The sequence below is a fragment of the Streptomyces sp. TP-A0874 genome (assembly GCF_001748085.1).
Classification (GTDB): Bacteria; Actinomycetota; Actinomycetes; order Streptomycetales; family Streptomycetaceae; genus Streptomyces.
Genome location: NZ_BBZK01000010.1, coordinates 1 through 25,486, shown reverse-complemented (window position 1 = coordinate 25,486; position 25,486 = coordinate 1). Strand labels below are relative to the sequence as shown.

At 73.0% G+C, this 25,486-nt stretch carries 20 protein-coding genes and 1 pseudogene; 10 read left to right on the top strand and 11 right to left on the bottom strand.

What is annotated here, in order from left to right:
- Window positions 1–28 precede the first annotated feature (28 nt).
- Window positions 29–2,935, bottom strand: coding sequence for an FAD-binding and (Fe-S)-binding domain-containing protein (locus BGP73_RS17420; RefSeq protein ID WP_069815968.1), 2,907 nt, complete (start codon window positions 2,933–2,935; stop codon window positions 29–31).
- A 99-nt stretch (window positions 2,936–3,034) separates the two neighbouring features.
- On the opposite strand from BGP73_RS17420, the gene serC reads away from it, so the two are divergent.
- The gene (serC, locus tag BGP73_RS17415; protein ID WP_069815966.1) at window positions 3,035–4,153 is read left to right on the top strand and encodes a phosphoserine transaminase; all 1,119 of its coding nucleotides are present in this window, start codon (window positions 3,035–3,037) and stop codon (window positions 4,151–4,153) included.
- A gap of 77 nt (window positions 4,154–4,230) precedes the next feature.
- Here serC and BGP73_RS17410 read toward each other — a convergent pair.
- Window positions 4,231–4,422 (bottom strand): annotated as a pseudogene (locus tag BGP73_RS17410) (WYL domain-containing protein); the annotation flags it as partial.
- A 43-nt stretch (window positions 4,423–4,465) separates the two neighbouring features.
- Between BGP73_RS17410 and BGP73_RS17405 the strand changes: the two are divergent.
- Window positions 4,466–4,675, top strand: a complete 210-nt coding sequence (locus tag BGP73_RS17405; RefSeq protein ID WP_374701158.1) for a DUF3224 domain-containing protein — start codon at window positions 4,466–4,468, stop codon at window positions 4,673–4,675.
- Window positions 4,676–4,748: 73 nt separating this feature from the next.
- Here the strand turns inward: BGP73_RS17405 and BGP73_RS17400 are convergent, their stop codons facing one another.
- From BGP73_RS17400 to BGP73_RS17380, 5 genes are all read right to left on the bottom strand, one after another.
- Window positions 4,749–5,768, bottom strand: a complete 1,020-nt coding sequence (locus BGP73_RS17400; protein WP_069815962.1) for a hypothetical protein — start codon at window positions 5,766–5,768, stop codon at window positions 4,749–4,751.
- Window positions 5,769–5,853: 85 nt separating this feature from the next.
- Complete coding sequence (locus tag BGP73_RS17395) at window positions 5,854–6,843, bottom strand: aldo/keto reductase (protein WP_069815960.1); 990 nt, start codon at window positions 6,841–6,843, stop codon at window positions 5,854–5,856.
- A 234-nt stretch (window positions 6,844–7,077) separates the two neighbouring features.
- On the bottom strand, window positions 7,078–7,647 hold the full coding sequence (thpR, locus tag BGP73_RS17390) for an RNA 2',3'-cyclic phosphodiesterase (RefSeq protein WP_069815958.1): 570 nt from the start codon (window positions 7,645–7,647) through the stop codon (window positions 7,078–7,080).
- 79 nt (window positions 7,648–7,726) lie between these two features.
- Window positions 7,727–9,205 (bottom strand): MFS transporter, encoded by a 1,479-nt coding sequence (locus tag BGP73_RS17385; protein ID WP_069815956.1) that lies wholly within the window; start codon window positions 9,203–9,205, stop codon window positions 7,727–7,729.
- A 70-nt stretch (window positions 9,206–9,275) separates the two neighbouring features.
- Entirely contained in the window at window positions 9,276–9,737 is a 462-nt protein-coding gene (locus BGP73_RS17380; protein WP_069815955.1) for a MarR family winged helix-turn-helix transcriptional regulator, read from the bottom strand.
- A 134-nt stretch (window positions 9,738–9,871) separates the two neighbouring features.
- Between BGP73_RS17380 and BGP73_RS17375 the strand changes: the two genes are divergently transcribed.
- Entirely contained in the window at window positions 9,872–10,054 is a 183-nt protein-coding gene (locus BGP73_RS17375) for a CopG family antitoxin (RefSeq protein ID WP_069815952.1), read from the top strand.
- A 33-nt stretch (window positions 10,055–10,087) separates the two neighbouring features.
- On the opposite strand, the gene BGP73_RS17370 is transcribed toward BGP73_RS17375, so the two are convergent.
- On the bottom strand, window positions 10,088–11,554 hold the full coding sequence (locus BGP73_RS17370; RefSeq protein WP_079127622.1) for an NCS2 family permease: 1,467 nt from the start codon (window positions 11,552–11,554) through the stop codon (window positions 10,088–10,090).
- Window positions 11,555–12,573: 1,019 nt separating this feature from the next.
- Between BGP73_RS17370 and BGP73_RS17365 the strand changes: the two genes are divergently transcribed.
- Together BGP73_RS17365 and BGP73_RS17360 are read left to right on the top strand one after the other, a co-directional pair.
- The gene (locus BGP73_RS17365) at window positions 12,574–12,915 is read left to right on the top strand and encodes a DUF2530 domain-containing protein (RefSeq protein ID WP_069815948.1); all 342 of its coding nucleotides are present in this window, start codon (window positions 12,574–12,576) and stop codon (window positions 12,913–12,915) included.
- Between the two features lie 49 nt (window positions 12,916–12,964).
- On the top strand, window positions 12,965–15,466 hold the full coding sequence (locus tag BGP73_RS17360) for an HAD-IC family P-type ATPase (RefSeq protein ID WP_069815946.1): 2,502 nt from the start codon (window positions 12,965–12,967) through the stop codon (window positions 15,464–15,466).
- Window positions 15,467–15,537: 71 nt separating this feature from the next.
- On the opposite strand, the gene BGP73_RS17355 is transcribed toward BGP73_RS17360, so the two are convergent.
- Both BGP73_RS17355 and BGP73_RS17350 read right to left on the bottom strand, forming a co-directional pair.
- Window positions 15,538–18,807, bottom strand: a complete 3,270-nt coding sequence (locus tag BGP73_RS17355) for a sacsin N-terminal ATP-binding-like domain-containing protein (protein WP_069815944.1) — start codon at window positions 18,805–18,807, stop codon at window positions 15,538–15,540.
- A gap of 365 nt (window positions 18,808–19,172) precedes the next feature.
- Window positions 19,173–20,060 carry a DUF3027 domain-containing protein gene (locus BGP73_RS17350; protein WP_069815942.1) on the bottom strand — a complete coding sequence of 296 codons (888 nt, stop codon included), beginning with the start codon at window positions 20,058–20,060 and terminating at the stop codon, window positions 19,173–19,175.
- 439 nt (window positions 20,061–20,499) lie between these two features.
- Here BGP73_RS17350 and BGP73_RS17345 point away from each other — a divergent pair, with 439 nt between their 5' ends.
- From BGP73_RS17345 to BGP73_RS17330, 4 genes are read left to right on the top strand one after another with little or no spacing between them, the layout of a single operon-like run.
- Entirely contained in the window at window positions 20,500–21,945 is a 1,446-nt protein-coding gene (locus tag BGP73_RS17345) for an MFS transporter (RefSeq protein WP_069815939.1), read from the top strand.
- A 59-nt stretch (window positions 21,946–22,004) separates the two neighbouring features.
- Window positions 22,005–22,502 (top strand): hypothetical protein, encoded by a 498-nt coding sequence (locus BGP73_RS17340; RefSeq protein ID WP_069815937.1) that lies wholly within the window; start codon window positions 22,005–22,007, stop codon window positions 22,500–22,502.
- A 40-nt stretch (window positions 22,503–22,542) separates the two neighbouring features.
- Window positions 22,543–23,316, top strand: a complete 774-nt coding sequence (locus BGP73_RS17335) for a futalosine hydrolase (protein WP_069815935.1) — start codon at window positions 22,543–22,545, stop codon at window positions 23,314–23,316.
- Complete coding sequence (locus tag BGP73_RS17330) at window positions 23,313–24,164, top strand: 1,4-dihydroxy-6-naphthoate synthase (protein WP_069815933.1); 852 nt, start codon at window positions 23,313–23,315, stop codon at window positions 24,162–24,164. The genes BGP73_RS17335 and BGP73_RS17330 overlap by 4 nt, the downstream gene beginning before the upstream one ends.
- A gap of 48 nt (window positions 24,165–24,212) precedes the next feature.
- On the opposite strand, the gene BGP73_RS17325 is transcribed toward BGP73_RS17330, so the two are convergent.
- Window positions 24,213–25,070 carry a class I SAM-dependent methyltransferase gene (locus BGP73_RS17325; protein ID WP_069815931.1) on the bottom strand — a complete coding sequence of 286 codons (858 nt, stop codon included), beginning with the start codon at window positions 25,068–25,070 and terminating at the stop codon, window positions 24,213–24,215.
- Here BGP73_RS17325 and BGP73_RS22745 point away from each other — a divergent pair.
- Window positions 25,059–25,196, top strand: coding sequence for a hypothetical protein (locus BGP73_RS22745; protein ID WP_212732820.1), 138 nt, complete (start codon window positions 25,059–25,061; stop codon window positions 25,194–25,196). The two genes, BGP73_RS17325 and BGP73_RS22745, sit on opposite strands and share 12 nt — an antisense overlap.
- Window positions 25,197–25,486: the final 290 nt, after the last annotated feature.

Below are 25,486 nucleotides of genomic sequence, written 5' to 3'. Positions count from 1 at the left end.
CCGCCGGCTCGGTTCCGCGCCGGTCCGATCAGGGAGCGGCCCCCCGGTCCGTCCCCGGCTGCCGCTCCAGGGCCTCGGCCAGCACCTCGGCCAGGTGCCGGGCCCGGCGGTCGGAGAGCTGCTCGACCTGCGTACGGCAGGAGAAGCCGTCCGCCAGGACCTCCGTCCCCGGGCCGGCGCCCCGGACGGCCGGGAGGAGCTGTTCCTCGGCGCAGGCCACCGACACCTCGTAGTGGCCCTTCTCGAAGCCGAAGTTCCCGGCCAGGCCGCAGCAGCCACCGCTCAGTTCCCCGGTCAGCCCGGCGCGTTCGCGCAGCTTCCGCTCGGCGTCCTGGCCGAGCACGGCGTGCTGGTGGCAGTGGGTCTGCCCGACCACCTCGCGGTCCAGGCGGGGCGGCTGCCACTCGGGCGCGTACCGCTCCAGCGCCTGGGCGAAGGTGCCCACGGAGTCGGCGAGCCGCTGGGCGCGCGGATCGTCCCCGAGCAGTTCGGGGAGGTCGGTCCGGAGGGTGGCGGTGCAGCTGGGCTCCAGGCCGACGATCGGCAGGCCTGCCTCCAGCGCCGGGGCCACCGCGTCGAGGGTGCGGCGCATGACCTGGCGGGCCTGGTCGAGCTGCCCGGTGGAGACCCAGGTCAGACCGCAGCAGACCGGCTCCGGCGGTACGAGCACCCGCAGGCCGGCGGCCTCCAGCACCTCGACGGCGGAGTGGCCGACGGACGGGGAGAGGTGGTTGGTGAAGGTGTCGGGCCAGAGCACCACCGCCGGCCCCGTTCCGTCCTCGCCCGCCGCCGGTCCCTCGGCCGACGCGGCCCCAGGCCAGCCCGCCCGGCCCCCGCCGGTCCCGGCCCGCTTCCGCCACCACCTGGTGAACGGTTCGGGGGCCAGCTCCGGAATGCTCCGCTCCGGGGCGATTCCACCGGCGAGCTTGGCCAGCGCCGCCAGCGGACGGACCCGGGCCGCGGCGTTCAGCGGGCGGGCCAGTGGGGCCGCCGCGCGGAGCCACCGGGGCAACCGGCCCATGGCGTAGTGCGAGGCCGGCCGCAGCCGGCCCTGGTAGTGGTGGTGGAGGAACTCCGCCTTGTAGGTGGCCATGTCCACGCCCACCGGGCAGTCGGTGCGGCAGCCCTTGCAGGACAGGCAGAGGTCCAGCGCCTCCCGGACCTCCTCCGACCGCCAGCCGTCGGTGACCACCTCGCCGCCGAGCATCTCGTGGAGCAGCCGGGCCCGACCACGCGTGGAGTGCTGCTCCTCGCCCGTCGCCCGGAAGGACGGGCACATCACCCCCGAGCCGGACGGCGCGGTGTCGCGGCACTTGGCGACGCCCACACAGCGGCGGACGGCGGCCGAGAAGTCGCCGTTGTCGTGCGGGTAGCCGAAGGCCACGTCCACCGGCTGCTTCGGCAGCACCTCGAAGCGCAGGTTGTCGTCCATGCGGTGCGGGCGGGCCAGCATGCCCGGGTTGAGGCCGTTGGCCGGGTCCCAGAGGTCCTTGAAGTCCTCGAAGAGCCGCACCATCCGCGGGCCGTACATCCTGGGCAGCAACTCGGCCCGCGCCTGGCCGTCGCCGTGCTCCCCGGAGAGCGAGCCGCCGTGCTCCACCACGAGGTCGGCCAGGTCCGTCGAGAAGTCCCGGAAGCGCCCGATACCCGCCGGGGTGAGCAGGTCGAAGTCGATCCGGACGTGGATGCAGCCGTCCCCGAAGTGCCCGTACGGCGCTCCCCGCAGCCCGTGCTGGACCAACAGCGCACGGAAGTCGCGCAGGTAGCCGCCGAGCCGGGCGGGCGGGACGGCGCAGTCCTCCCAACCGGGCCAGGCCTCGCTGCCGTCCGGCATCCGGGTGGCGGTGCCGGAGGCGTCCTCCCGGATCCGCCACAGGGCCCGCTGTTCGGCCTGGGTGGTGACCACGGTGTGGTCGGTGGTGGCCTCACCGGCCACCCGGCACAGCTCCTCCGCCCGGGCCCGTGCCTCCTCCGGGGAGTCACCTCCCATCTCCACGAACAGCCAGGCGTCACCGCGGGGCAGCAGCCGGGCCTCGGTGGGCGGCACCAGGTCCGAGGCCATGCCCTCGACGGTGAGCGGAGAGTGCGGCAGCAGGGTGTGCGCGGCCTCGGCGGCGGAGCCCTCGTCCGAGTAGCCGAGCACCGCGAGCACCCGGGCCGCGGGCGGGGTGACCAGGCGCACCGCCGCCTCGGTGATGACCCCCAGGGTGCCCTCGCTGCCGGTGAAGGCGCGCGCCCAGTTCCGGTCCTTCTCCGGCAGCAGTTCGTCCAGCGCGTAGCCGGAGATCCGGCGCGGCAGCTCGGGGAAACCGGTGCGCAGGAGGGCGAGGTGGCGGCTGACGAGGTCGTCCGCCCCGAGCCGGAGATTCGCCGGCAGGCCCTCGTCCCCCCGGCCGAGCCGGACCCGGTCGCCGCCGTAGGTGAGCACGTCCAGGCCCTCGACGTTGTCGGCGGTGGTGCCCCAGGCCACGGAGTGTGAGCCGCAGGAGTTGTTGCCGATCATTCCGCCGATGGTGCAGCGGCTGTGGGTGGACGGGTCCGGCCCGAAGGTCAGACCGTGCCGGCCGGCGGCCGAGCGGAGCCCGTCGCAGATCACCCCGGGCTGGACGGTGGCGGTGCGCGCCTCCGGGTCGATCGAGGTGATCTGGTTCATGTGCCGGGTGAAGTCCAGGACGATCCCGGTGCCGGTCGCCTGGCCGGCGATCGAGGTGCCGCCGCCGCGGGCCACCACGGCGGTTCCCTGGTCCCGGCAGACGGCCAGCGCCGCGGCGACGTCCTCGGCGTCCCGTGGCGCGACCACGCCCACCGGGACCCGCCGGTAGTTCGAAGCGTCCATCGTCATCAGCGCACGGCTGGTGGCGTCGAAGGACACCTCGCCGCGCACTCGCCGTCGGAGCTCCTGCTCCAGTCCTCGCACATCCCGCAGATCAGCCATGGGCCTAGAGTGCCGGACGAAACCGACTCGGCAGGACACCCATCTCACCCGGTGGACAGGTGGTCGGACAGGCAGGCCGGACTGGTTAGTCTTTCTTCCGTGGCTGAGATCCGGATTCCCACTGACATCAAGCCCGCCGACGGACGTTTCGGCTCGGGTCCCTCCAAGGTGCGGACTGAGGCGCTGAGCGCGCTGGCCGCCACCGGTGAATCGCTGATGGGCACCTCGCACCGCCAAGCCCCCGTGAAGGACCTGGTCGGCCGGGTCCGGGAAGGCGTCGGCGAGCTGTTCTCGCTGCCGGAGGGGTACGAGGTGGTGCTCGGCAACGGCGGTTCGACCGCCTTCTGGGACATCGCCACGCACGGCCTGATCGAGCGGAAGTCGCAGCACCTCAGCTTCGGTGAGTTCTCCTCGAAGTTCGCCAAGGCCGCCAAGGCCGCCCCCTGGCTCGACGAACCGACCGTGATCTCCTCCGACCCCGGCAGCCACCCACAGCCGGAGGCGGAGGCGGGAGCGGACGTCTACGCCCTCACCCACAACGAGACCTCCACCGGGGTCGCCGCCCCGATCGAGCGGGTCGCCGGGGCCGACGAGGGATCGCTGGTGCTGGTGGACGCCACCTCTGGCGCGGGCGGCCTGCCCGTCGACATCGCGCAGACGGACGTCTACTACTTCGCCCCGCAGAAGTCCTTCGCCGCCGACGGCGGCCTGTGGCTGGCGGTCTTCTCCCCCGCCGCGCTGGAGCGCGCGGCCCGGGTGCACGCCAGTGGACGGCACGTGCCGGAGTTCTTCTCGCTGCCCACCGCGATCGACAACTCCCGCAAGAACCAGACGTACAACACGCCCGCACTCGCCACCCTATTCCTCCTCGCCGACCAGTTGGACTGGCTCAACGGCCAGGGCGGTCTGGAGTGGGCGGTGCGGCGGACCGCGGACTCCTCGTCCCGGCTCTACGGCTGGGCTGAGAAGTCCCCGCACGCCAGCCCCTTCGTCACCGACCCGGCTCAGCGCTCGCAGGTCGTCGGCACCATCGACTTCAGCGACGACATCGACGCCTCGGCCGTCGCCAAGGTGCTGCGCGCCAACGGCGTCGTGGACACCGAGCCGTACCGCAAGCTGGGCCGCAACCAGCTGCGGATCGCCATGTACCCGGCCGTGGAACCGGCCGACGTGGAGGCGCTGACCGCCTGCGTCGACTACGTGATCGAGCGACTGTAGGACTACCGCCCCGCCGCGGCGAAGCGGCACGGCGGGTCCTCCAGACCGCCTCGCCGCGGCGGGGCGGTCTGGAGGAGCGCCACGAGATACCAGACACCGCCCTTCAGGACGATGCCCAGGGGACGCAGTTCCCGCCGCGCCTCACCGGCCCAGCGCCGGTAGTGGGCGAGCACCACCCGCTCCTCCCACACCGCCCGCGCGAGCACACCCAGATGCTCCACCGGATCGGCGCGCCGGAACCAGCCAGGCGCGTCCAGGTGGAACCGGTCGGAAATGCGCAGGGCCCGCTGCGCCGGCCCATCCGGCATGGAGATGTTCACCGGCCGCCTCGACGGTCGTGAGGGCGCCTTCGCCGTGGAGGAGCGCGGCTCGTTCGACGAGGAATCCACCGTGCACTGCGCCTTCGAGGTCGTGGCCGGTTCCGGCACCGGAGAGCTGACCGGACTGCGCGGCACCGGCCGCTTCACCGCCCGGCACGGCGAGACGCCCGTCGCCTACACGTTCGACTACGAACTGGGCTGATCACGGAGCGCAGCGGCCCCGGAAGGCCGCGGCCCCGGGGAGCGTTCCCGCCAGCGGAGCGGTCCCCACGGGGTCAGCGACGGCGGACGAGCCGGCGCAACCCCATCACCACGGCGGTCGCCATGCCGAAGGTGAGCGCGGCGAGCACCAGATTGCGGTTCTCCCGGCCCTCCGACTCGCTGCCCGCCGCGTCACCGGCCGGCCCGCGCTCGGCGCCGTTGCCGCCCTGCCGCCCCCGTGCGGAGTCCGGCAGCAGCTCACCGCTCAGGTCGATCCTGGTCACGGTGGACCGCTCGCCTTCCGTGCCGTACATCAGCGCCCGGCCGTCCGGAGTGAACGTCACCGACTCGCCCTGGCGCTGCATCGGCAGGCCCGGCGCGCCCAGCCACTCCGGCCGACCGTCCCGCCAGCGGTACATCGCCGCCTGGAAGTAGCCGCGCACCACCAGCCGGCTGCCGTCGGGGGACAGCGCCGCGTCGGTCGCCCACAGGTCCACCTCGGAGATCCGCCGGAAGGTGTTGACCTTGGAGGCGGACAGCTCCTTCGGGCCCTCGTACAGGCCGCCGCCGTCCTCGTGCTTGCTGATGACGTAGGCCCTGCCCGTCTTCGGGTCCACGACGAGCGACTCGGCGTCGCGTGGGCCGTCCTGATAGCGGACGGTGTAGCGGGTGGGGGTGAGCGTGGTGTCCGCCAGTTCCTCCGGCTCGGGGAACTCGTAGATCCACACCTCCGGCCAGCTGCCGTTGAGGTTGTCACCGATGTCCCCGACGTAGATCCGGTTGTCCGGGCCGATGGAGATCGCCTCCACATCGCGCGGCTCGATCCCGCTGAGCGTGACCGTCGCCACGGTGCGGCCGGAGGCGCTGTCCACCGCGTAGACGTACGGGCCGTCGTCGCTGTCGTTGTGTGTCCAGTAGATACCTGGGTGCCTCCGGCTGGCGGCGAGGCCGCTGGACTCGGTGATCCGGGGGTCCTCGATGGTGAACGAAGCCGGTGGGTCTCCGGCCGGCGAAGGCGCCGCGGGGGCGGCTTGGGCCGTCGCGGGCAGGAGGGCCATCACCACCGCGCCGAGGGCACACAGAAGCGAACGCATGACAGAAGAGTATGCAGTTGGGCGGGGGTGCCGGGGTTGCCGCCGGTGGGTGGCGGTGCGGGGGCGGGCGCGGGGCGGGCCCGGTTCACCAGGCGAATGCCTCGGGCGACGGGCCGGGGCCGGGGAAGATCTCGTCCAGCGCGGTGAGCAGCTCCTGGTCGAGGTCCAGCTCCAGCGCACGCAGCCCGCTCTCCAGCTGGGCCATGGTGCGCGGACCGACGATCGGGCCGGTCACCCCGGGGCGGGTCAGCAGCCAGGCCAGGCCGACCTCGCCCGGCTCCAGGCCGTGCTTGCCGAGCAGGTCCTCGTACGCCTGCACCTGCGCACGGATGGCACTGTTGGCGAGTGCCGTCGCCGAGCGGCCGGAGGCGCGGCGCTTGCCTTCGTTCTCCTTCTTCAGGACCCCGCCGAGCAGCCCGCCGTGCAGCGGCGACCAGGGGATGACCCCCATGCCGTAGCCCTCCGCCGCGGGGATGACCTCCATTTCGGCGCGACGCTCGGCCAGGTTGTACAGGCACTGTTCGCTCACCAGTCCGTAGGAGCCCAGCCGCTGGGCGGTCTCGTTGGCCCTGGCGATGTGCCAGCCGGAGAAGTTGGAGGAGCCGGCGTAGAGGATCTTGCCCTGTCGCACCAGGACGTCCATCGCCTGCCAGATCTCCTCGAAGGGAGTGTTCCGGTCGATGTGGTGGAACTGGTACAGGTCGATGTGGTCGGTCTGGAGACGCCGCAGGGAGGCGTCGACGGCGCGCCGGATGTTCAGTGCCGACAGCCGGTCGTGGTTGGGCCAGGGCTCGCCGTCGGCGCCCATGTTCCCGTAGACCTTGGTGGCGAGGACCACCTTGTCCCTGCGGGAGCCGTCCTTGGCGAACCAGTTTCCGATGATCTGCTCGGTGCGGCCCTTGTTCTCGCCCCACCCGTAGACATTGGCCGTGTCGAAGAAGTTGACGCCCGCGTCGAGCGCGGCATCCATGATCGTGTGGCTGGTGGTTTCGTCGGCCTCGGGACCGAAGTTCATCGTCCCGAGGACGAGTCGGCTGACTTTGAGTCCGGTCCGTCCGAGCTGCGTGTACCTCATGGCACGCCAGCCAACGCCCTCACGTCCGGCAAGGCAAGTACCCCCCGCCTGCGGGCAGGCGGAACAGCCGACCGGGGTCAGCCGAGCGCGGAGGCCACGGCCACGACGATCAGCGTCAGCACCAGGGCGCCGCTGACGATCCAGGTACGAGTCTTCGGGTCCACGCTTCGAGACTAGACCCCCCGCCGGAAGCCCCGCGCCGAGGGCGGCCGACGCCGCTCCCGGCCGGTTCGGTCAGGCGTTGAGCGGCCAGCTCTGCAGCGTCTCGTACTGCGGCTGCTCCCCCTCCACGCCGCTCACCGGCAGCAGGCTGCGGACCAACGTCAGCTCTCCGGCGAGCCATGGGGCTCCGGAGAACCCGGCCAGGGCGTCGACGAACGGTCGTAGATCGGTCCGCGTCCGGTCCCGGCTGCGCGCGATGGTCAGATGCGGGGTGTAGGCGCGATGGCCGCCCATCGGCAGCCCCGCCCGACGTCCTGCCGCGCTCGCGGTGTCCGCCAGCCGGGCCATCGCCCGCCGGTCCCCCTCCGCACCGATCCACAGCGCCCGGTGTGTGAACCGGCCCGCGCCGCAGAGCCGCATCTCGTACGGCCGATGCCGACGGGCCGCCCGCCCCAGCCGTTCCCGCAGCTCGGGAAGGAGACCGTCCTCGACCTCGCCGTAGAAGGCGAGGGTGAAGTGCCATGTGCCGGGCTGGATCCAGCGCAGTTCCTCCGCCCGCGGCAGCCGGCGCAGCCGCCGCACGGCGGTGGCGACCTCGGCCATCACGCCCTCCGGGGGCAGCACCGCAGCGAAGAGTCTCATAGCCGTAGTGTCGCGCACCCCGCACCGGAGCGGGAGGCGTCGTCCCGCGGCCCGTGGGGCCGCGGGACCGCCCGCCGCGTCAGGCGGCCGGCGCCAGCTGCTTCTCCCGCGCCCGCGGCACGAACCGCACGTGGCGGCGTCCGGGCCGCAGGTCGACCTGGAGCTTGAGCCCGCCGACCCGGGCGAGCATCAGCCCGACGAAGACCGCGGCCGCCGCGGAGACCACCCCGCCGGCCATGAAGCCGATCCGGGCCCCGAACGCGTCGGTCACCCAGCCGACCAGTGGGGCGCCCAGCGGGGTGCCGCCCATGAAGACCATCATGAACAGGCTCATCACCCGGCCGCGCATCGCCGGATCGGTGGCCAGCTGGACGCTGGAGTTCGCGGTGACGTTGATGGTCAGGCCGAACATGCCGATCGGCACCAGCAGCATCGCGAAGAGCCAGAAGGTCGGAGCCAGCGCCGCCGTGATCTCCAGCACGCCGAACAGCAGCGCCGCCCCGGCGAGCAGCCGCATCCGGGAGGTGCCGCGCCGGGCGGCGAGCAGCGCCCCCGCCAGCGAGCCGGTGGCCATGAGGGTGTTGAGCAGCCCGTACATGCCGGCGTCGCCCTGGAAGACGTCGTCCACGAAGGCGGTCAGCCAGATCGGGAAGTTGAAGCCGAAGGTACCGATGAAGCCGACCAGGATGATCGGCCAGATCAGCTGAGGACTCTCCGCGACGTAGCGCAGGCCCTCGCGGAGCTGGCCCTTGCCGCGCGGTGTCGGCTTGACCTCGTGGAGCTCGCTGCGGCGCATCAGCAGGAGACTGGCGACGGGCGCGACGAAGGAGAGTCCGTTGAGCAGGAACGCCCAGCCACTCCCGAAGGCCGTGATCAGGACGCCGGCCACGGCCGGGCCGACCAGTCTTGCCGACTGGAAGTTGGCCGAGTTCAGGCTGACGGCGTTCCGCAGGTCCTCCGGGCCGACCATCTCGACGACGAAGGCCTGCCGCGCCGGGTTGTCGACGACGGTGACCAGACCGAGCAGGAAGGCCATCAGGTAGACGTGCCACACCTGTACGTGCCCGCTGAGGGTGAGGACGGCGAGCGCCAGGCCGGTGAGGCCCATCGCGGACTGCGTCATCAGCAGCAGCTTCCGCTTGGGGAAGCGGTCGGCGATCACACCGCCGTACAGCCCGAGGAAGAGCATCGGGAGGAACTGGAGGGCGGTGGTGATACCGACCGCCGTGGAGGAGCCGGTGAGGCTCAGGACCAGCCAGTCCTGAGCGATCCGCTGCATCCAGGTACCGGTGTTGGAGACCACCTGGCCGGTGGCGAAGAGCCGGTAGTTGCGGATCCGCAGTGAGCTGAAGGTGCCCTTCCGCTCCTTCTCGACCCGCGGAAGGGTCGGGGCGGCGTCCCGGGCGTCCGCCGGGCGGGGGGCGCCGGTGCGGCTGCCGGAGCCGCCGGTCTCGTCGGGCGGCCGAGGGTCACCGCTCCGATCGCCGCCGGTGTCGGCGGCGGGTATGTGTTCGGGTTCTGGTGCGGGTGCGGAGTCTGCTCCGGGTCCCGTACTCAAGTGCGTTCGCCTCCTAGCCATGAGGGAGTCGGTCGTCGTGTCGCCCCGCTTCGGCGTCCCTCTTCGGTCGTCACAGATGTGCGAGCTTCTCCAACACCGGAGCGGCTGCTCGCAGCGCCGCCCACTCCTCATCGTCGAGCCCCTGGGCCAACTCGGCGAGCCAGGCGTTCCGCCGTCGGCGGCTCTCTTCGAGCATGCTTTCGGCTCGCTCGGTCTGGGTGACCACCTTCTGCCGCCGGTCCTCGGGGTGCGGTTCGAGCCGCACCAGTTGCTTCGCTTCGAGCAGGGCGACGATCCGCGTCATCGAGGGCGGCTGCACATGCTCCTTGCGGGCGAGTTCGCCGGGGGTGGCGGAGCCGCAACGGGCCAGGGTGCCGAGCACGGACATCTCGGTGGGGCTGAGCGACTCGTCGACCCGTTGGTGCTTGAGACGTCGGGAGAGGCGCATCACCGCAGAGCGGAGAGCGTTCACCGCAGCCGTATCGGCTGCGGATTGGTCATCCGCGGGCAGATCGCGGGGGCGTACCGGCATGTTCGTTAGAGTAACTCATTACTCTATCTAAATACCAACCGCGGCACACGTGCTCGCGGCTCTACTCACCCATACGGGTGAGGCGACTCCGCGAAGTGACACACATCGGGGCCGTGGACGGCGAACGTACTGCCATGGGATCGGAAGTGCTCAGCCTGCGACTCGATCGCGAGCTTCTCGAACGGGTCCGGAAGCATGCGGCCAAACGCGGAATGAGCGTCCAGGACTACGTGACCCGGACGCTCATCCGCGACGACTTCGACGAACGCTTCAACAGCTCGGTGGACGAGACCAGGCGCTTCTACGGCGTCTCCTGACCGCCGGGCGCCGGCTGCCCTCGTCCTGAACGATCAGCCGATGCCCAGGATCTGCTCGATGGGATGCAGCAGGAAGTAGACCAGGAAGCAGACACCCACGACGTTCAGCAGCCAGGGGATGGACCGGAAGCGGCCGGTGGCACTCCGGAAGAGGATGAACGACAGCACCCCCAGACCGATGCCGTTGGTGATGCTGTAGGTGAACGGCATCGCGATCATCGTCAGAAACGCCGGGGCCGCGATCGTGAAGTCGCTCCAGTCGATCTCCTTCACATTGCTCGCCATGATCAGGAAGCCGACGGCGACCAGCGCGGGCGTCGCCGCCTGCGAGGGCACGACCAGGGCCAACGGGGTGAACACCAGCGCCAGCAGGAAGAGGCCGCCGGTCACGAGGTTCGCCAGTCCGGTCCGCGCCCCCTCCCCGACACCGGCCGTGGACTCCACGAAACAGGTGTTGGCCGAAACCGAGCCCAGGCCGCCTCCGGCGACCCCCACCCCGTCCACCATGAGGATCCGGCCCATCCCCGGCAGCTGCCCCTGCCGATCGGTGAGCCCCGCCTCCTCACCGACACCGATGATGGTGCCCATCGCGTCGAAGAAGCCGGAGAGCAGCACGGTGAAGACGAAGAGCACCCCGGTGATCAGCCCGACCTCCCGGAAGCCCCCGTAGAGGCTCACCTGGCCGAGCAGCCCGAAGTCCGGAGTGTCCACGATCCGACGCGGCACACCGGGGACGGTCAGTCCCCAGCTCTTGTCGGGGACGTTCGCCACGCTGTTGATCACGATCGCCAACACCGTGGTGGTGACGATGCTGATCAGGATCGCTCCCCGGGCCTTCCGCAGCAGCAGGACGAAGGTCAGCGCCAGCCCGATCACGAAGACCAGCACCGGCCAGCCCTCCAGGCGGCCCGCCGTGCCAAGCCCCAGGGGGACTGAGGTGTGCGCGGCGTCCGGGTTCCGGGTGACGAAGCCGGAGTCCACCAGTCCGATGAGCGCGATGAACAGGCCGATGCCGATCGCGATCGCCCGCCGCAGGCTGTTCGGGATCGCGTCGAGCACCCGCTGCCGGAGGCCGGAGGCCACCAGGATCATCAGCACCAGGCCGGCGAGGACCACCATCCCCATCGCGTCCGGCCAACTCATCTGGGGGGCGAGCTGGAGCGCCACGACGGCGTTGATACCGAGCCCGGCGGCGAGCGCGATGGGCACGTTGCCGATCAGGCCCATGAGGACCGTGGTCAGCCCCGCCATCAGCGCGGTGCCGGTGACCAGCTGGCCGCTGTCCAACTGATGGCCGAACTTGTCCGTGCCGGCCCCGAGGATGATCGGGTTCAGCACCAGGATGTAGGCCATCGCAAAGAAGGTGGCCAAGCCACCTCGGATCTCACGCGGGACGTTCGAGCCCCGTCGAGAGATCTGGAAAAACCGGTCGAGAGCGTTCTTGGGTGTGGCGTCGGGTGGCTGAACAGCGTCGACCGGCGAATTGGCCGAGGGGGGCATGGACGACCTCAGTGGTACGGGGCCTGGAACGGCGAGGGGCCGGGCTTGGCCTTGAACATGAACAACCGGATCCGGAATAGATGATCCTACGAAAGAATCCAGTCAGATCCGGAACCGGTTCAGTATGAACGCATAAGCAGCTAGATCACCATCTCCGCGCGTAGACATGGGGGTGGGTGGTGTGGTGGGTGGTGGCGGGGCTGGTTTTGGTGGGCTGGTGTTTCTGGGGTGGGTGGGTGGTGCGGGGGCGGGTCCTGCGTGGGTGGGGGTGCCGCGACCGTCTATTTACGGGGCCGTGCGGGCCGGTCTTCCGGCTCTCTCGCCGTCCGCCCCGCAAATACACGGCAGCGTCTCGGCACCCCCACCCACTCCGGCCCCACCCCCTCCCGCCGTCTCCCCGCTGGCCCACCGACTCCGGTCTCCTGGTGGCTTCCACCCTCTCTCCTCTGCCTACCGGCTCCGGTCCCCAGCGGCTTCCCACCCTCCCCCGCCGCCCACCGACCCCGGTCCCCTAGCGGCTTCCCGCCATCCCCCCATCAGGACACTGGTTCCGGTTCCGGCGGCTTACGGTGCTTCTTGCCGTGGTCCGTCGGCGCCCCTGCCGCCACCGGTTTGCGCGCGGCCGGGAGGTCGTGAGACGGGTGCGCGTACGCGAGGAGTCGACGTTCCGGGAGAGGTGGCGGCGGCAAGCCGCTAAAACCGGAGCCGGTGGGCGGAGGCGGGACGACGTGAGGGGGTGGGGCCGGAGTGGGTGGGGGTGCCGAGACGCTGCCGTGTATTTGCGGGGCTCTACAACGGAAACGGCTCCCACCAACCCGCACGGCCCCGTAAATAGACGGTCGCGGCACCCCCACCCACGCAGGACCCGCCCCCGCACCACCCACCCACCCCAGAAACACCAGCCACCGAGACCCCGCACCCACCCGGCAACAGCAACAACACCCCACCAAGCAAACCGCGCACGGTACCAAGCCCCGTGCGGTGCCCAGCCATTCCGCACGGCGCTCTAAGCTGGGCGCATGAAGAAGTGGACCCCCAGGCACGAGGCCCCGGAGCCCCTTGAGGGCAACGTCGTGGCGGTCGTCACCGGCGGCACCGTCCTCTGGCTGGTCCTGTTCCTCGTCCAGCTCCCCTTCTGGGGCTGGTACTCCAGGCACGGCCATCAGTGGTGGTTGTGGACCTGCCTGGCCGGGGCGGGCCTGGGAGTCATCGGCATCTGGTACGTCCGGGGCCGCGACGCCGCCCTCAGGCGGGCCGCCGCGGCGGAGGCCGCCGAGAGCGCGGCGGCGGTGCCGTCCGAGACTCCGGCCGGTGCGACGAGGGCCGCCGAGGGCCCCTCCTCCGACAACCGTGGCCGGTAACGGCCAGCCGGGTGCCTGAGCCGGAGGGGCGCACCGTACCGTCTCCTCCATGACGCAGCGGGCCCAGATCGACATCGAAGAGCCGGAACCGGACGGACGTATCCACATCCGGTCCGACATCGGGGGGATCCAGGTGACCGAACCCACCCCGGTGGAAGGCTCGTCACAGCCGGCGGCGCGGGGGCTGACGGCCGCCGAGGTCGCCGAACGGGTCCGGCGGGGCGAGGTCAACGACGTCCCGGTGCGTTCCTCCCGTTCCACCGCGGACATCGTCCGCGGCAACGTCTTCACCCGCTTCAACGCGATCATCCTGGTGCTCTTCCTGATCATCCTCTCGGTGGGGCCGATCCAGGACGGTCTCTTCGGGTTCGTGATCATCGCCAATACGGCGATCGGCATCATCCAGGAGCTGCGGGCCAAGAAGACGCTGGACAGCCTGGCCGTGATCGGCGAGGCGAAGCCGGCCGTACGGCGGGACGGCGTCACCACCGGGATCCCGACTTCGGAGATCGTGCTCGGAGACCTCATCGAACTCGGCCCCGGCGACAAGTGCGTCGTGGACGGTGAGGTGGCCGAGGCCGACGGGTTGGAGATCGACGAGTCGCTGCTCACCGGGGAGGCCGACCCGGTACTCAAGCGGGCCGGTGACAAGGTGCTGTCCGGCAGCTTCGTGGTGGCCGGCACCGGCGCCTTCACCGCCACCAAGGTGGGCCGGGAGGCCTACGCCGTGCAACTCGCCGAGGAGGCGTCCCGCTTCACTCTCGTCCAGTCTGAGCTGCGCAGCGGTATCAGCCAGATACTGAAGTACATCACCTGGATGCTCGTGCCCGCGGCCGTCGGACTGGTGATCAGCCAGTTGGTGGTGCAGGGACACGACTGGCGGGAGGCGATCCGCCGGATGGTCGGCGGGATCGTGCCGATGGTCCCCGAGGGCCTGGTGCTGCTGACCTCGGTGGCGTTCGCGATCGGTGTCATCCGGTTGGGCCGCAAGCAGTGCCTGGTCCAGGAGCTGCCGGCGATCGAGGGCCTGGCGCGGGTGGACGTGGTCTGCCTCGACAAGACCGGCACCCTCACCGAGGGCGGCATGGACGTCAGCGAGCTGAAGCTGCTGGACGGTTCCGGGGTGGACGAGGCGTACGTGGCGCGGGTGCTCGGCGCGCTGGGGGCCGCCGACCCGCGTCCCAACGCCAGCCTCCAGGCGGTCATCGAGGCGTTCCCGCCGGGCGCCGCGCCCTGGCGGTGCACCGCTTCGCTGCCGTTCTCCTCGGCCCGCAAGTACAGCGGCGCCAGCCTGGCGGAGTCCGAGGGCGGTGTCGAGAGCCGCTGGCTGCTGGGCGCGCCGGACGTTCTGCTGCCGGCCGGAGATCCGGCCCTCTCCGAGGTCGCCGCGCGCAACGCCGAGGGGTTGCGGGTGCTGCTGCTGGCCCGGGTCGAGGAGGGGCGGGCGCTGGAGGATCCGGCGGTGGGCCAGGGCGCCCGGCCGACCGCGCTGGTGGTGCTGGAGCAGCGGCTGCGCTCGGACGCCGGGGACACCCTGCGCTACTTCGCCGAGCAGGATGTCGCGGCCAAGGTGATCTCCGGGGACAACGCGGTGTCCGTCGGCGCGGTCGCCGCGAAACTGGGGTTGCCCGGCTCGGAGGCCCCGGTGGACGCCCGGGACCTCCCCGCCGACCGGGAGCGGATGGCGGGGGAGCTGGATCAGGGCGCGGTCTTCGGCCGGGTCACCCCGCAGCAGAAGCGGGACATGGTGGGCGCTCTGCAGGCCGGCGGTCACACGGTCGCGATGACCGGTGACGGGGTGAACGACGTGCTGGCCCTGAAGGACGCCGACATCGGGGTCTCGATGGGCTCGGGTTCGGAGGCGACCCGGGCGGTGGCGCAGATCGTGTTGTTGAACAACAGCTTCGCCACGCTGCCCTCGGTGGTCGCCGAGGGCCGGCGGGTCATCGGCAACATCACCCGGGTCGCGACGCTCTTCCTGACCAAGACCGTCTACTCGGTGCTGATGGCGTTGCTGGTGGTCTGCTCCCAGGTGCCGTACCCCTTCCTGCCGCGGCACCTGACGCTGCTGTCCTCGCTGACGATCGGGGTGCCGGCCTTCTTCCTGGCCCTGGCGCCCAACAAGGAGCGGGCGCAGCCGCACTTCGTGCGGCGGGTGATGCGGTACGCCGTACCGGCCGGGCTGATCGCGGGCGCCGCCACCTTCCTCACCTACCTGCTGGCGCGGCACCACTACACCGGTGCGGAGGCGCTGGCGGCGGAGACCAGCGCCGCCACCCTGACGCTGTTTCTGATCACGATGTGGGTGCTGGCGATCGTGGCCCGCCCCTACACCTGGTGGCGGTTCGGTCTGGTGCTGGCCATGGGGCTGGGCTTCCTGATCGTGCTGCTCACCCCGTGGCTCCAGGACTTCTTCGCACTGCGGCTGGTGGGCACGGTGATGCCTTGGACGGCGGTGGGCATCGCGGTCGCGGCCTCGGGGCTGCTGGAGGTCGCCTGGCGCTGGGTGGGCAGGAAGTTCCCGGTGGAGGGGCGCTCCCACAGCTCCTGAGAGCGCCCTCCCGGGCTGGCCCGTGATCCCTGGCGGAGCGTGAGCACAGCCCCGGCGCCCCGCCGACCGGCTCAGTTGTCGAACCAGCGGGCCCTGGCGAGTTCCTCGGCCCGGTCGGGGGCTTCGAGCAGGGCTGCCACCTCGAACCGGCGGGACCACTCGCCGGCCGCCCAGGCCAGCCCGGCGGCGAGCCCTTCCAGGGTGGCGGCGTGCAGCGTCCCGTCGGGGGTGAGGCGCCAGTCCAGCTCCACCTCTCCGACGAGCAGCTCCGCGTGTTCGAGGTAGGAGGTCGGGGTGGCCGGGCCGAGGAGGGCTTCGACCGACTCGGGCACGGCGCGTGGTTCGCCTCCGGCGGGCGCCTCGGCGGTGACGGCCTCACTGAGCCGCCGCACCTGGAGAAGTTCGGCGAGGTCGGCGGCGGCCCCGGGCCGCACGGGCAGCAGGGGCCGGCCGGCGGTGAAGGGCATCAGGTCCGGGGCGTCGGCCACCAGCGCGGCCGTGGCGTCGACGACCCGCGGTTCCCCGTCCAGCACGGCGCGCAGTTCGTCCGGCAGGGTGACCTGCTCCGGGTCGAGTTCGGCGAGGGCGCTGTAGAGGCCGTGCAGCTGGGCCGCCGTGACCGGCCGGTCCGGGTCGGCGAGCCGGGCCAGCAGCTCCGCGGAGCCGCCCGGCTCGGCGAGCAGCGCGGCCACCGAGGTACGGACGCCGAGGGCGCGCAGCACCTGCTCGTCGAAGCGGTTGCCCGATTCCTCGGCCCCGCCGAGGCCGGAGGTGTCCGCCGCCTCGTAGAGTCCGGCGAGCAACGGGTCCGCGCCGGCGGCCCGCAGCCCCGCCGGGCGGCGGCCGTCGAGCACCGGGTGCCCGCGCAGCCACCAGGCGGTGTACGGGCGCACGGTCTCGGTCGTGCCGTCGGGCAGCAGCACCCGCACCGGGGTGGTGAGGGCGTCCCGCAGCGGCGGCTGGGCGAGCATGGCGAGCGCCTGCGGCCAGGCGTCGTCGGCGACGAGGTCGAGGTCCCGGACGGCGACGATCTCGGTGGCGACCGGTGGTACGGGGGTGTCCGGCAGCTGGTCGAGGACGTCCTCGCACCAGACGTCCACCGAGTCCAGCAGCCCGGCGTCGTCGGGCTCGGCGAAGTCGCTGTCGCGCGGTTCCAGTTCGTCCGGGTCGAGCACCACGTCCGTGGCGCGCACCAGCGCGAAGTCGGCGAGCACCCCGACGGCGGCGAGCGGCTGCTCGCCCCACCGCTCGGCGAGCTCCGCGTCGCAGGCGGCGAGTTCGTCCTCGCGGATCACCCGCTGGAAGGCGCTGCCCGGCAGGACGAGTTCGCCCGCGGGGGCGAGTTCGCCGTCCTCGTCCGGTAGCGCGAGTTCGGCGAGCCAGGGCTCCTCGCCCGGCTCGAGTTGGGCGTCCCGGGCCAGGGCGAGCACGGTTTCCGCGAGCTCCTCCGGGTCCAGGGTGGTGGTCTCGTCCCACAGCTCCTCCCCTTCGAGGGAGTCGGCGACGGCCGCCCGCACCTGGGGGCTGGTGAGCACGGCGCGGGGCGAGGCGGGGGTGGCGCCGAGCTTCTCCAGGAGCGGGTGGGCGGCGTCGGGGTGCGCGACCTTGAGGCCCAGACGGGTCAGGGTGGTGGCGTTGGGGGAGTCCTCCGGGGCCGGGGCGCTGCCCGGCAGCGGCAGCAGGACCTGCCGCGGGCCGATGGTGGTGCGGCCATCGGCCAGCGGCACCGGGAGGCCGCTGAGGCGGTCGGGGTCGGTGCCGGAGAGGCTGTCGTAGAGCCGCCGCCACCAGTCGGGTTCCCGCTCGACCCCGGCGAGCCGGTCGATGGCCTCCCCCAGCGGCACCCTTGCGACACCGAGCGAGCGGAGTTCGGGGCGGCGTTCCAGACCGGCCGGCAGCAGGCCGGGGAAGATCTCGGCGAGCACCGCGACGGTCTCGGCGCCGGCGCCCTCGACGAGTTCCGCCTCGGTGGGTTTGAGCGCGCGCCGCCGGCTCTCCCAGCCGGCGGTGAGGGCCTCCCCGTCCCAGGAGCCGGCCAGGCCGCCGGTCGGCGGTTCGCCGGCGGTCTCCGCGGGTTCCTCAGCGGGGCCCTGGGCGGGGGCCGCCGCCGGGAGGAACGGGACGGACGGCAGCAGCCGCAGCACCTGGGCGCGCAGCTCGCCGTCCAGCTCGCCCCGGCCGAGCGGTCCGGGCACGAGGTCGACGGTGCCGGTGCCCACCGGCTCCCAGTCGCGCAGCAGCGAGACGTAGACCTCCGCGGCCCGGGCCGTCAGGTAGTCCGCGAGCGGACCGGGCTCGATGTGGCGCCGGGTGGGCTCCAGCGGGAACGTGGCGATCAGCAGACCGGGCAGGCCCAGCGGCTCGTCCGTGGGGGTGGGGGCGTGCAGCACCGGCGCGGTGTCGGCACGGCCGGGGGCGCCGTCCCGGCCGACCGGCAGGGCCCAGGTGACCGACCATCCGGGCCGCAGCCGCTCCTCGACGGGGCGGCCGGTCAGCAGCGCCGGGTCCAGCCGTCCGCCGGCGGACGCGGTCCGCCACCGGGTGGCGCCGTGGTCGCTGTCCTCGATCACCACGTCCGGGCCGTCCTGACGGCGGCTCAGCGTACGGACGCCGTCCGGCGTCTCCACGATCACCTCGGACAGCCCAGGGAGGGTGAGCAGCAGGGCGTCGTCGATCGCGGACAGCAGCCGGTCCACGAGGTCGACCGCCGCGCCGTCGCGCAGCGGGAGGACCACCGCGGTGTCGTAGCCGACGGGGGCGGCCCCCTCGGCGGGCAGCGGGAGCCGCAGCAGCGGCACGTTGCCGTCGCGGCGGCGGAGTTCCTCGGCGAGCCCCGGGCTTCCGTCGGCGGCCGCCGCGGCGAACTCCCGGGCCTCGGCCAGCGACCAGCGGACGCCTCCGCTGCGGCTGACCACGGCGGGCTCGTCGCTGACCGCGAGCACGGCCGAGAAACCGATGCCGAAGCGTCCCACGACCGCCTCCCGTCGGCCGCCGGCCTCGTCCCGCTTGGCGGAGGCCCGCAGGGTGGAGAGCGACTCGACCCCCGGCTCGTCCAGCGGGGCGCCGGTGTTGACGGCCGCCAGGACGGCGGGGGCCTCCTGGCTGGCGGGGTGGAAGGTCAGCCGGAGCCGGCCGGGCACCCCGGCCCGGGAGGCGGCGTCGGCCGCGTTCTGGGCCAGCTCGACCACGAGCCGGTCCCGGTAACCGCCGAGGGCCAGTTCCTCCTCGGCGTTCGCGTCCTCCCGGAAGCGCGCGGGGGAGGCGGCCCAGGCGTCCAGCACGCCGCGCCGCAGCCGCGCCGTGCCGAACGGGTCCTCCCCGCCGGTGGTCGCCCGCACCATCGCCGTGCCACTCACGTCTCGTCTCCTTCTCCGGCCCGCGCACCAGCCGCTGCGGTGCCTACAGCGCCGAACGTACCGCCTAGAAGCTGTTGTCCCACCCCGGCCCGGGCCCGAGGTGTCCGGCACCGCCGCCTCCGGCGTTGTCGTCGGGGTCGCCGACGCTCCGCGTCGACTTCCTCCTCCGCCTTGGATTCGGCAGCCCCGGACACCTCGCCCTGATCCGAACCGAGGTGGGACAACAGCTTCTGAGGACGCGTACCCCACCGCGCCGCCCCGGCACATCCGGTCTCTGCCGGGGCGGCCGCGGGCACGGGCGGTGGACGGGGGACGAGGTGGGCCGGGGGGCTGACCGGGGCGTTCCGCCGCTACTCGGCCGCGGTGTCCGCCGGGTCGGCGCGGAGCTGGAGGGTGTCGACCCGGGTCTCGTCGATCACCGGCGGGGCCGGCTGCGGCGTCTTCGGCATGACCGCCGCCTCCGAGTGGCCGCCGCAGCCGTAGGCCAGCGACACCACCCGGCCGTCGGCCGGGCTGAACTCGTTGGCGCAGACCCCGAAGGCCTGCCGCAGCGAGCCGGCCAGCGGCACCAGGAAGCCGCAGCTCACACAGGGTGCCGGCGCCGCCTGCGCCATGGCCGTCTGGGCTCCGTAGGCGGCTTCCCAGCGGTCGGCGGCCAGCCGCAGCCCGTAGCGGGAGAGCACCCTGGCCCGGCCCATGCCCAGTTCGTCGGCTACGGCGGCGATGCTGCCGGTCGTGGGGGCCGTGGGGAGCGCCGCCGGTGGGCCTTCGGTGACCTCGGCGTCCTCGGCCTCGACGAGCTCCTCCATCTCCTCGGAGACGGCGGAGTTCGGCGGCGGGGTGTCCTCTCCGGAGAAACCGGGCTCCAACCGGGGGTCTTCCGCCCGGGTGGGCAGCAGGTCTCCGGGGCCCAGGTCCCCCGGGCGCAGCCGCTCGCTCCAGGGCACCCACTCGGGGGCGAGCAGCGCCTCGTCGCCGGGGAGCAGCACCGTCTCGTCCAGGGTGACGACCCTGGCGCGGGAGGCGCGGGCGACGGTGACCGCCCAGCGCCAGCCCCGGTAGGCGCGCTCCCGACTGGCGAAGAAGTGCGTGACGACCCGGTCGCCCTCGGCGACCACGCCCAGGTGTTCGCCCACGGCCGCCTCCCCCGCGGCCTCCACCGCCGCGGAGCGGGCGAGATCGACCGCTTCGGCGCACTGGCGGTCAGGTGTACGGCTTCGCATCGTCGCAGCACTCACAAGAATCGATTCTCTCCTACCCCGTCCACAGCTGGGCCAGCCGGGGAGGCCGCGGACGGAGCGGACCAGCGGACCGCGTCGACGCCCGTGCCCGACCGGTCCGGCCCCGTTTGCACGGGAACCATTGCGCTGGATCACGAACAGATGCGCCGGCCGGTGGCTGTTCGTCCGAAAGCTACGCGGAGGACATGCCCCGGTGGCGCGTGGGGAACGCTACCTTCATCCCTCCACCCGTCCTACCCGCCCTACCCGCCCGGGCACCGGAGGCGTCCGCCACCCCGGTGACGGTAATCACCGGTATCCGGGCTAACTGCCATCTCTCACCCAGGTTGAGGCAGTATGACGGAGTGACATCCGACTGGTCGCACTGGCCCTCCCGGGGCAAGCGCCCCGACGTGGGAACCGCGGGTTCCACACGCCGGGGGGCTCGAGGTGTTCGATGTCGGCGTTGAAGGGGGTGTGCCGGGCGGCCCAGTTGCCGTTCACGGCGACGGCGCGCGGCATCCGCCGGGCGACGCACGCCCACGGCGCCGGTGAGAGTGGTCTGGGCAAGCTGATCGAACTGCACGCGGTGAACTCCGCGGGCGACATGATGATCACCATCGCGCTCGCCTCCACGGTCTTCTTCTCCGTACCGACCGACGAGGCCCGGGGCAGGGTGGCGCTCTACCTCGCGGTCACCATGGCCCCGTTCACCCTGCTCGCCCCGGTGGTCGGGCCACTGCTGGACCGGGTGCCGCACGGTCGGCGGGCCGCGATGGCGGGCGCGATGCTGACCCGGGCGGTGCTGGCGCTCACCATGTCGGCGGCGGTCGCGACCGGGAGTCTGGAGCTGTACCCGGCGGCGTTGGGCGTGCTGGTCGCCTCCAAGGCCTACGGGGTGGTGCGCTCCGCGGTGGTGCCGCGGCTGCTGCCGCCGCGGTTCTCGTTGGTGAAAGCGAACTCCCGGGTGACGCTCAGCGGCCTGCTCGCCACCGGTCTGGCCGCCCCGATCGGGGTGGGTCTGCAGTCGGTGGGGCCCGGCTGGCCGCTCTACGGGGCGTGCGCGGTCTTCCTCGCCGGCATGCTGCTCTCCTTCTCGCTGCCGCCGACGGTGGACTCCGCGAAGGGGGAGGCGAAGGCCAGGTTCGGGCTCGGCATCGGCGCCGCCGGGGCCTCGGAGGAGAGCCCCGAACCGCGGGGCGGCCTCGGCGCCCGTGGCGGGCGGCGGAGCGCCAGCTACGGCGGTCCGGGACGGCGCCGCTTCCTCGTACGCCGCCGCGGGGGCGGGCTTCCGCGGCCCCGGAAGCCCGGGCTGCGGACCGTCGGACCGGCCGTGCTGCACGGGCTGCAGGCCAACGCCGCGCTCCGCTGCCTCTCCGGCTTCCTCATCTTCTTCCTGGCCTTCCTGCTCCGCGAGCACCCGATCGGGAACCAGAGCGCCGCCGTCTCGCTGGGTGTGGTCGGGGTGGCGGCCGGGGTCGGCAACGCGCTCGGCACGGCGACCGGCGCCTGGCTGAAGTCCCGCGGCCCGGAAGCGATCATCGCGACGGTGCTGGGCATCGCGCTCGGCGCCACCGTCTCGGCGGCCGCGCTGTTCAGCGCCCCGGCGCTGGCGGGGGTCGCCGGGGTGGCCGGTCTTTCACAGGCGCTGGGCAAGCTGTCCCTGGACGCGCTGATCCAGCGGGACGTGCCCGAGCAGGTGCGCACCTCGGCGTTCGCCCGTTCCGAGACGCTGCTGCAGATGTCCTGGGTGGCCGGCGGGGCGATCGGGATCGCGCTGCCGCTCAGCGGGGTGCTGGGGATGTCGGTGGCGGCGGCGCTGCTGGCCCTCGGCGCGGCGGCTTCGGTGCGGGGACTGCTGTCAGCCGCCCGGCGCGGCACGCCGCACCCTCGCGTGGCCTGAAGCCGTTGGCCAGATAGCCTTCGACCATCACCGGCCTCGTGCGGAGGAGCGACATTCCGATGCGACTCAGCAGCAGGAACACGACGTGCCGGGCGGCCCTCGCCTTGGGCGCGGTGGCCGTCGGCCTCGCCCTCTCCGCCTGCCAGAAGCCGTCGCCGATGGCGACGGTCACGGTCGGCACGGACTCGGTCTCCACCGAGGCCGAGTGCTACCGGCAGGGCAAGGGGCTCTCCGACGCGAGGGTGGAGAAGTGCTTCGAGGGCAGGGGGCAGGGAACGCTGTCCGTCAGCGACGATCAGCCGATCCGGGTGGGCGTGGATCCGGTGGTGGCGAACACCGGCTGGCTGCTGACGGTCAACGGCCGCGGCGTGATGTCCGAGACCAGCAAGGAAACGTACAAGACGTTCCCGTACGACGAGATCTTCGCCGCGCAGAAGAGCGAGTCGGGGCCCTCGCCCGCGCCGAAGGAGGTGCGGCTGGCCATCATCGAGATCAACGAGTCCGCCACCACCGTGAAGGGCGTCTGGCGGGTCGACCTGAAGCGGTCCGACTCCTGACCGGCGGCCCTGCCCGCCGACCGGTGGGGCAGGGAGCCGGATGACGCGGGTACTGGTCGTCACCGCCGTGACCGCCGAGGCCGAGGCCGTCGGCGCGGGGCTCCGCTCCCGGTTGCCAGCGGTCCGACCGGAGCCGCTGCCCGGTGGCCGCTCCCTGCTCCGCTACTCGGCCGGCCCCGAGGCCGCGGCCGGGCCGCTGGTCGACGTGCTGGCCGCCGGGGTCGGGCCGTCCGCCGCCGCGGCCGGGGCGGCCGGAGCGCTGACGGCGGCCTCGCTCGCCGGCTCCCCGTACCGTCTGGTGCTCTCCGCCGGCATCGGCGGGGGTTTCGCCACCGGACCGGGCCACCGCCCGCACGCGCCGGTCGGCTCGGTGGTGCTCGCCGAGCCGATCGTCGCCGCGGACCTGGGCGCCGAGACCCCGGAGGGCTACCTGTCCGTCGACGAGTTGGGGTTCGGCCGCTCGGCCCACCCCCCGCCGGCCGGGCTGACCGGCCGGTTCCGCGAGGCGCTGGCCGGGCACCCGGAGCCGGTGCTGGCGGCGCCGGTGCTCACCGTCTCCACCGTCACCGGGTCCGCCCGGCGCGCCGCCGAACTGTCCGACCGTCACCCGGGCGCGGGCGCGGAGGCGATGGAGGGGTTCGGGGTCGCCGAAGCCGCCGCGGCCCACGGGCTGCCGGTCTCGGAGCTCCGGACGATCTCCAACCCGGTGGGGCCGCGGGACCGGGACGCCTGGCAGATCGGCCGGGCCCTGGAGTCGCTCCGGCTCGCCTTCCAGTTGCTGACCCCCGCCATCATCGAGGAGGATCCCCGTTGAACGAGGCACTGAAGACCGCCTACTCGCCCTGCCCCAACGACACCTTCGTCTTCCACGCCTGGGCGCACGGGCTGGTGCCCGGGGCGCCGGCGCTGGACGTCACCTTCGCCGACGTCGACATCACCAACGGGATGGCCGAACGCGGCGAGTTCGATGTGCTCAAGGTGTCGTACGCGGTGCTGCCGTGGGTGCTGGACGAGTATGCCCTGCTCCCCTGCGGCGGCGCGCTGGGCCGCGGCTGCGGTCCGCTGGTGCTCACCTCCTCCCCCGGTACCGCCGCGGACCTGCGGGGCGGCAGGATCGCGGTGCCCAGCGAGCGCTCGACGGCCTACCTGCTCTTCCGGCTCTGGGCGGCCGCCGAGGTGCCCGAGGGGGTGGGAGAGGTGGTGGTGCTGCCCTTCAACGAGATCATGCCGGCGGTCCGGGACGGCAAGGTGGACGCGGGTCTGGTCATCCACGAGGCGCGCTTCACCTACGGCGAGTACGGGCTGCACTGCCTCGCCGACATGGGCGAGCACTGGGAGCGGACCACGGGGCTGCCCATCCCGCTCGGCGCGATCATCGCCAAGCGCTCGCTGGGCGCCGAGCGGCTGCGGGGGCTGGCGGCCGCCGCCCGCGCCTCCGTCCGGATGGCCTGGGAGACCCCGGAGGCCTCCCGGGGCTATGTGCTGGCGCACGCCCAGGAGATGGACCCGGCCGTCGCCGACCAGCACATCGGCCTCTATGTGAACGAGTTCACCGCGGATCTCGGTGCGGACGGCTACGCGGCGGTACGGGGGCTGCTGACCCGTGCCGCGGCCGAAGGGCTGGTGCCGCCCCTGCCCGAAGGGGCGCTGCGACTGGACTGACCCGCTCCCGCCCGCCACCGCCGACTGCTCGGCGCGGCGGGGAGCCGCTCAGGGGCGGCGGGCCGCCCAGGCGGTGCGGCTGCCGCCGAGGGCCAGATCGCCCCGGTGCGGCAGCGCCTCGGGACCGTCGTCCGCCAGGAGGAGGTCCAGGGTGGCGCGGTCGTCGGCGGACAGCCGGTCCCCCACCCCCGATCGGAGGCGGCTGAGGTAGGCCTGTGCGTAACGCCCGGTGCCGGGCGGCGCCGGGCGGCCCGCCGGGGTGAAGGTCCGCTGCCCGGAGATCTCGAAACCGGCCTGCTCCAGCAGCGGCCGCCAGTCCGATCGGGCGTTCCAGGGCGCCTCGGTCCCCGCCTCGTGAAGGCGCGTCTCCAGACCGGGCCGGCCCAGCCCGATGTCGTCGGGCAGGAACCGGGGCGGGCCGTCCAACTCGACGACGGCCAGCAGACCGCCCTGGTGCAGCGCCGCGTGGATGTCGCGGAGCACCCGCTCCGGGACGGCGAGGTGGTGCATCGACAGCGCCGCCCAGGCCAGGTCCACTCCCCCGAGTTCCGGCCAGGCGACGTCCAGATCGGCGCGCACCGCCCGCACCCGATCGGCCGTCCGCTGCCGGCGCGCCGCCGCCCGGAGGCGGTCCAGCATCAGCGGCGACCGGTCGATCGCGACCACCTCGGCGGCCGGGAAGCGCCGGGCGAGCGCCAGTGTGCCGGTACCGGTTCCGGCCCCGAGGTCGACGACGGTCCGCGGAGCGTCGGGGGCGTGCCCGGCGACCCACTCGACCACCTCGTCCAGGTAGGAGCCGAGCACCTCCGCGTCCAGGTCCAGCAGATCCGCCAGCCCTGACTCGTCGTGCTCGTGGTCGTGGTGGGTCTCGCCGCGCGGATGGTGTCGGTCGAAGTGGTGCGCCATGTCCCCAAGCTAACCGGACCATGCCCGCACGCCATCGGCGCGCACGGGGGACCGGTGGAGATCCTCACCATCCTCGACCTCGACGGGGAACGCGCCCACCTGCACGGTGCGGAGGACGCTCGGTAGCCGTCGCCGGAACCCCCGCGGCGCGCCGGCGACCGCGGGACGTCCGCTCACAGCACCGGTGCCGCCTTGCGATCACCCGCACCGGACGCCGCTCCTCGACGGGCGGACCGTGCCTGGCGCAGCGCTAGTGCTGCGCCAGGCACGGTTCACCCCGTCGCGACGCCCGGCACGCGCGTTCGCTGCGTTGGCCGAAAGCCCTGGTAGGTCCACCACAAGGACTTCCGGCCGCCTTGCGATCACCCGCACCGGACGCCGCTCCTCGACGGGCGGACCGTGCCTGGCGCAGCACT

Excerpts from the sequence above, each read along its gene's own strand:
- BGP73_RS17420 (WP_069815968.1), bottom strand. The coding sequence starts at position 2,935 with ATGGCTGATCTGCGGGATGTGCGAGGACTGGAGCAGGAGCTCCGACGG.
- BGP73_RS17405 (WP_374701158.1), top strand. The coding sequence starts at position 4,466 with ATGTTCACCGGCCGCCTCGACGGTCGTGAGGGCGCCTTCGCCGTGGAG.
- BGP73_RS17400 (WP_069815962.1), bottom strand. The coding sequence starts at position 5,768 with ATGCGTTCGCTTCTGTGTGCCCTCGGCGCGGTGGTGATGGCCCTCCTG.
- BGP73_RS17395 (WP_069815960.1), bottom strand. The coding sequence starts at position 6,843 with ATGAGGTACACGCAGCTCGGACGGACCGGACTCAAAGTCAGCCGACTC.
- thpR (WP_069815958.1), bottom strand. The coding sequence starts at position 7,647 with ATGAGACTCTTCGCTGCGGTGCTGCCCCCGGAGGGCGTGATGGCCGAG.
- BGP73_RS17380 (WP_069815955.1), bottom strand. The coding sequence starts at position 9,737 with ATGCCGGTACGCCCCCGCGATCTGCCCGCGGATGACCAATCCGCAGCC.
- BGP73_RS17375 (WP_069815952.1), top strand. The coding sequence starts at position 9,872 with ATGGGATCGGAAGTGCTCAGCCTGCGACTCGATCGCGAGCTTCTCGAA.
- BGP73_RS17370 (WP_079127622.1), bottom strand. The coding sequence starts at position 11,554 with ATGCCCCCCTCGGCCAATTCGCCGGTCGACGCTGTTCAGCCACCCGAC.
- BGP73_RS17365 (WP_069815948.1), top strand. The coding sequence starts at position 12,574 with ATGAAGAAGTGGACCCCCAGGCACGAGGCCCCGGAGCCCCTTGAGGGC.
- BGP73_RS17360 (WP_069815946.1), top strand. The coding sequence starts at position 12,965 with ATGACGCAGCGGGCCCAGATCGACATCGAAGAGCCGGAACCGGACGGA.
- BGP73_RS17355 (WP_069815944.1), bottom strand. The coding sequence starts at position 18,807 with ATGGTGCGGGCGACCACCGGCGGGGAGGACCCGTTCGGCACGGCGCGG.
- BGP73_RS17345 (WP_069815939.1), top strand. The coding sequence starts at position 20,500 with ATGTCGGCGTTGAAGGGGGTGTGCCGGGCGGCCCAGTTGCCGTTCACG.
- BGP73_RS17340 (WP_069815937.1), top strand. The coding sequence starts at position 22,005 with ATGCGACTCAGCAGCAGGAACACGACGTGCCGGGCGGCCCTCGCCTTG.
- BGP73_RS17335 (WP_069815935.1), top strand. The coding sequence starts at position 22,543 with ATGACGCGGGTACTGGTCGTCACCGCCGTGACCGCCGAGGCCGAGGCC.
- BGP73_RS17325 (WP_069815931.1), bottom strand. The coding sequence starts at position 25,070 with ATGGCGCACCACTTCGACCGACACCATCCGCGCGGCGAGACCCACCAC.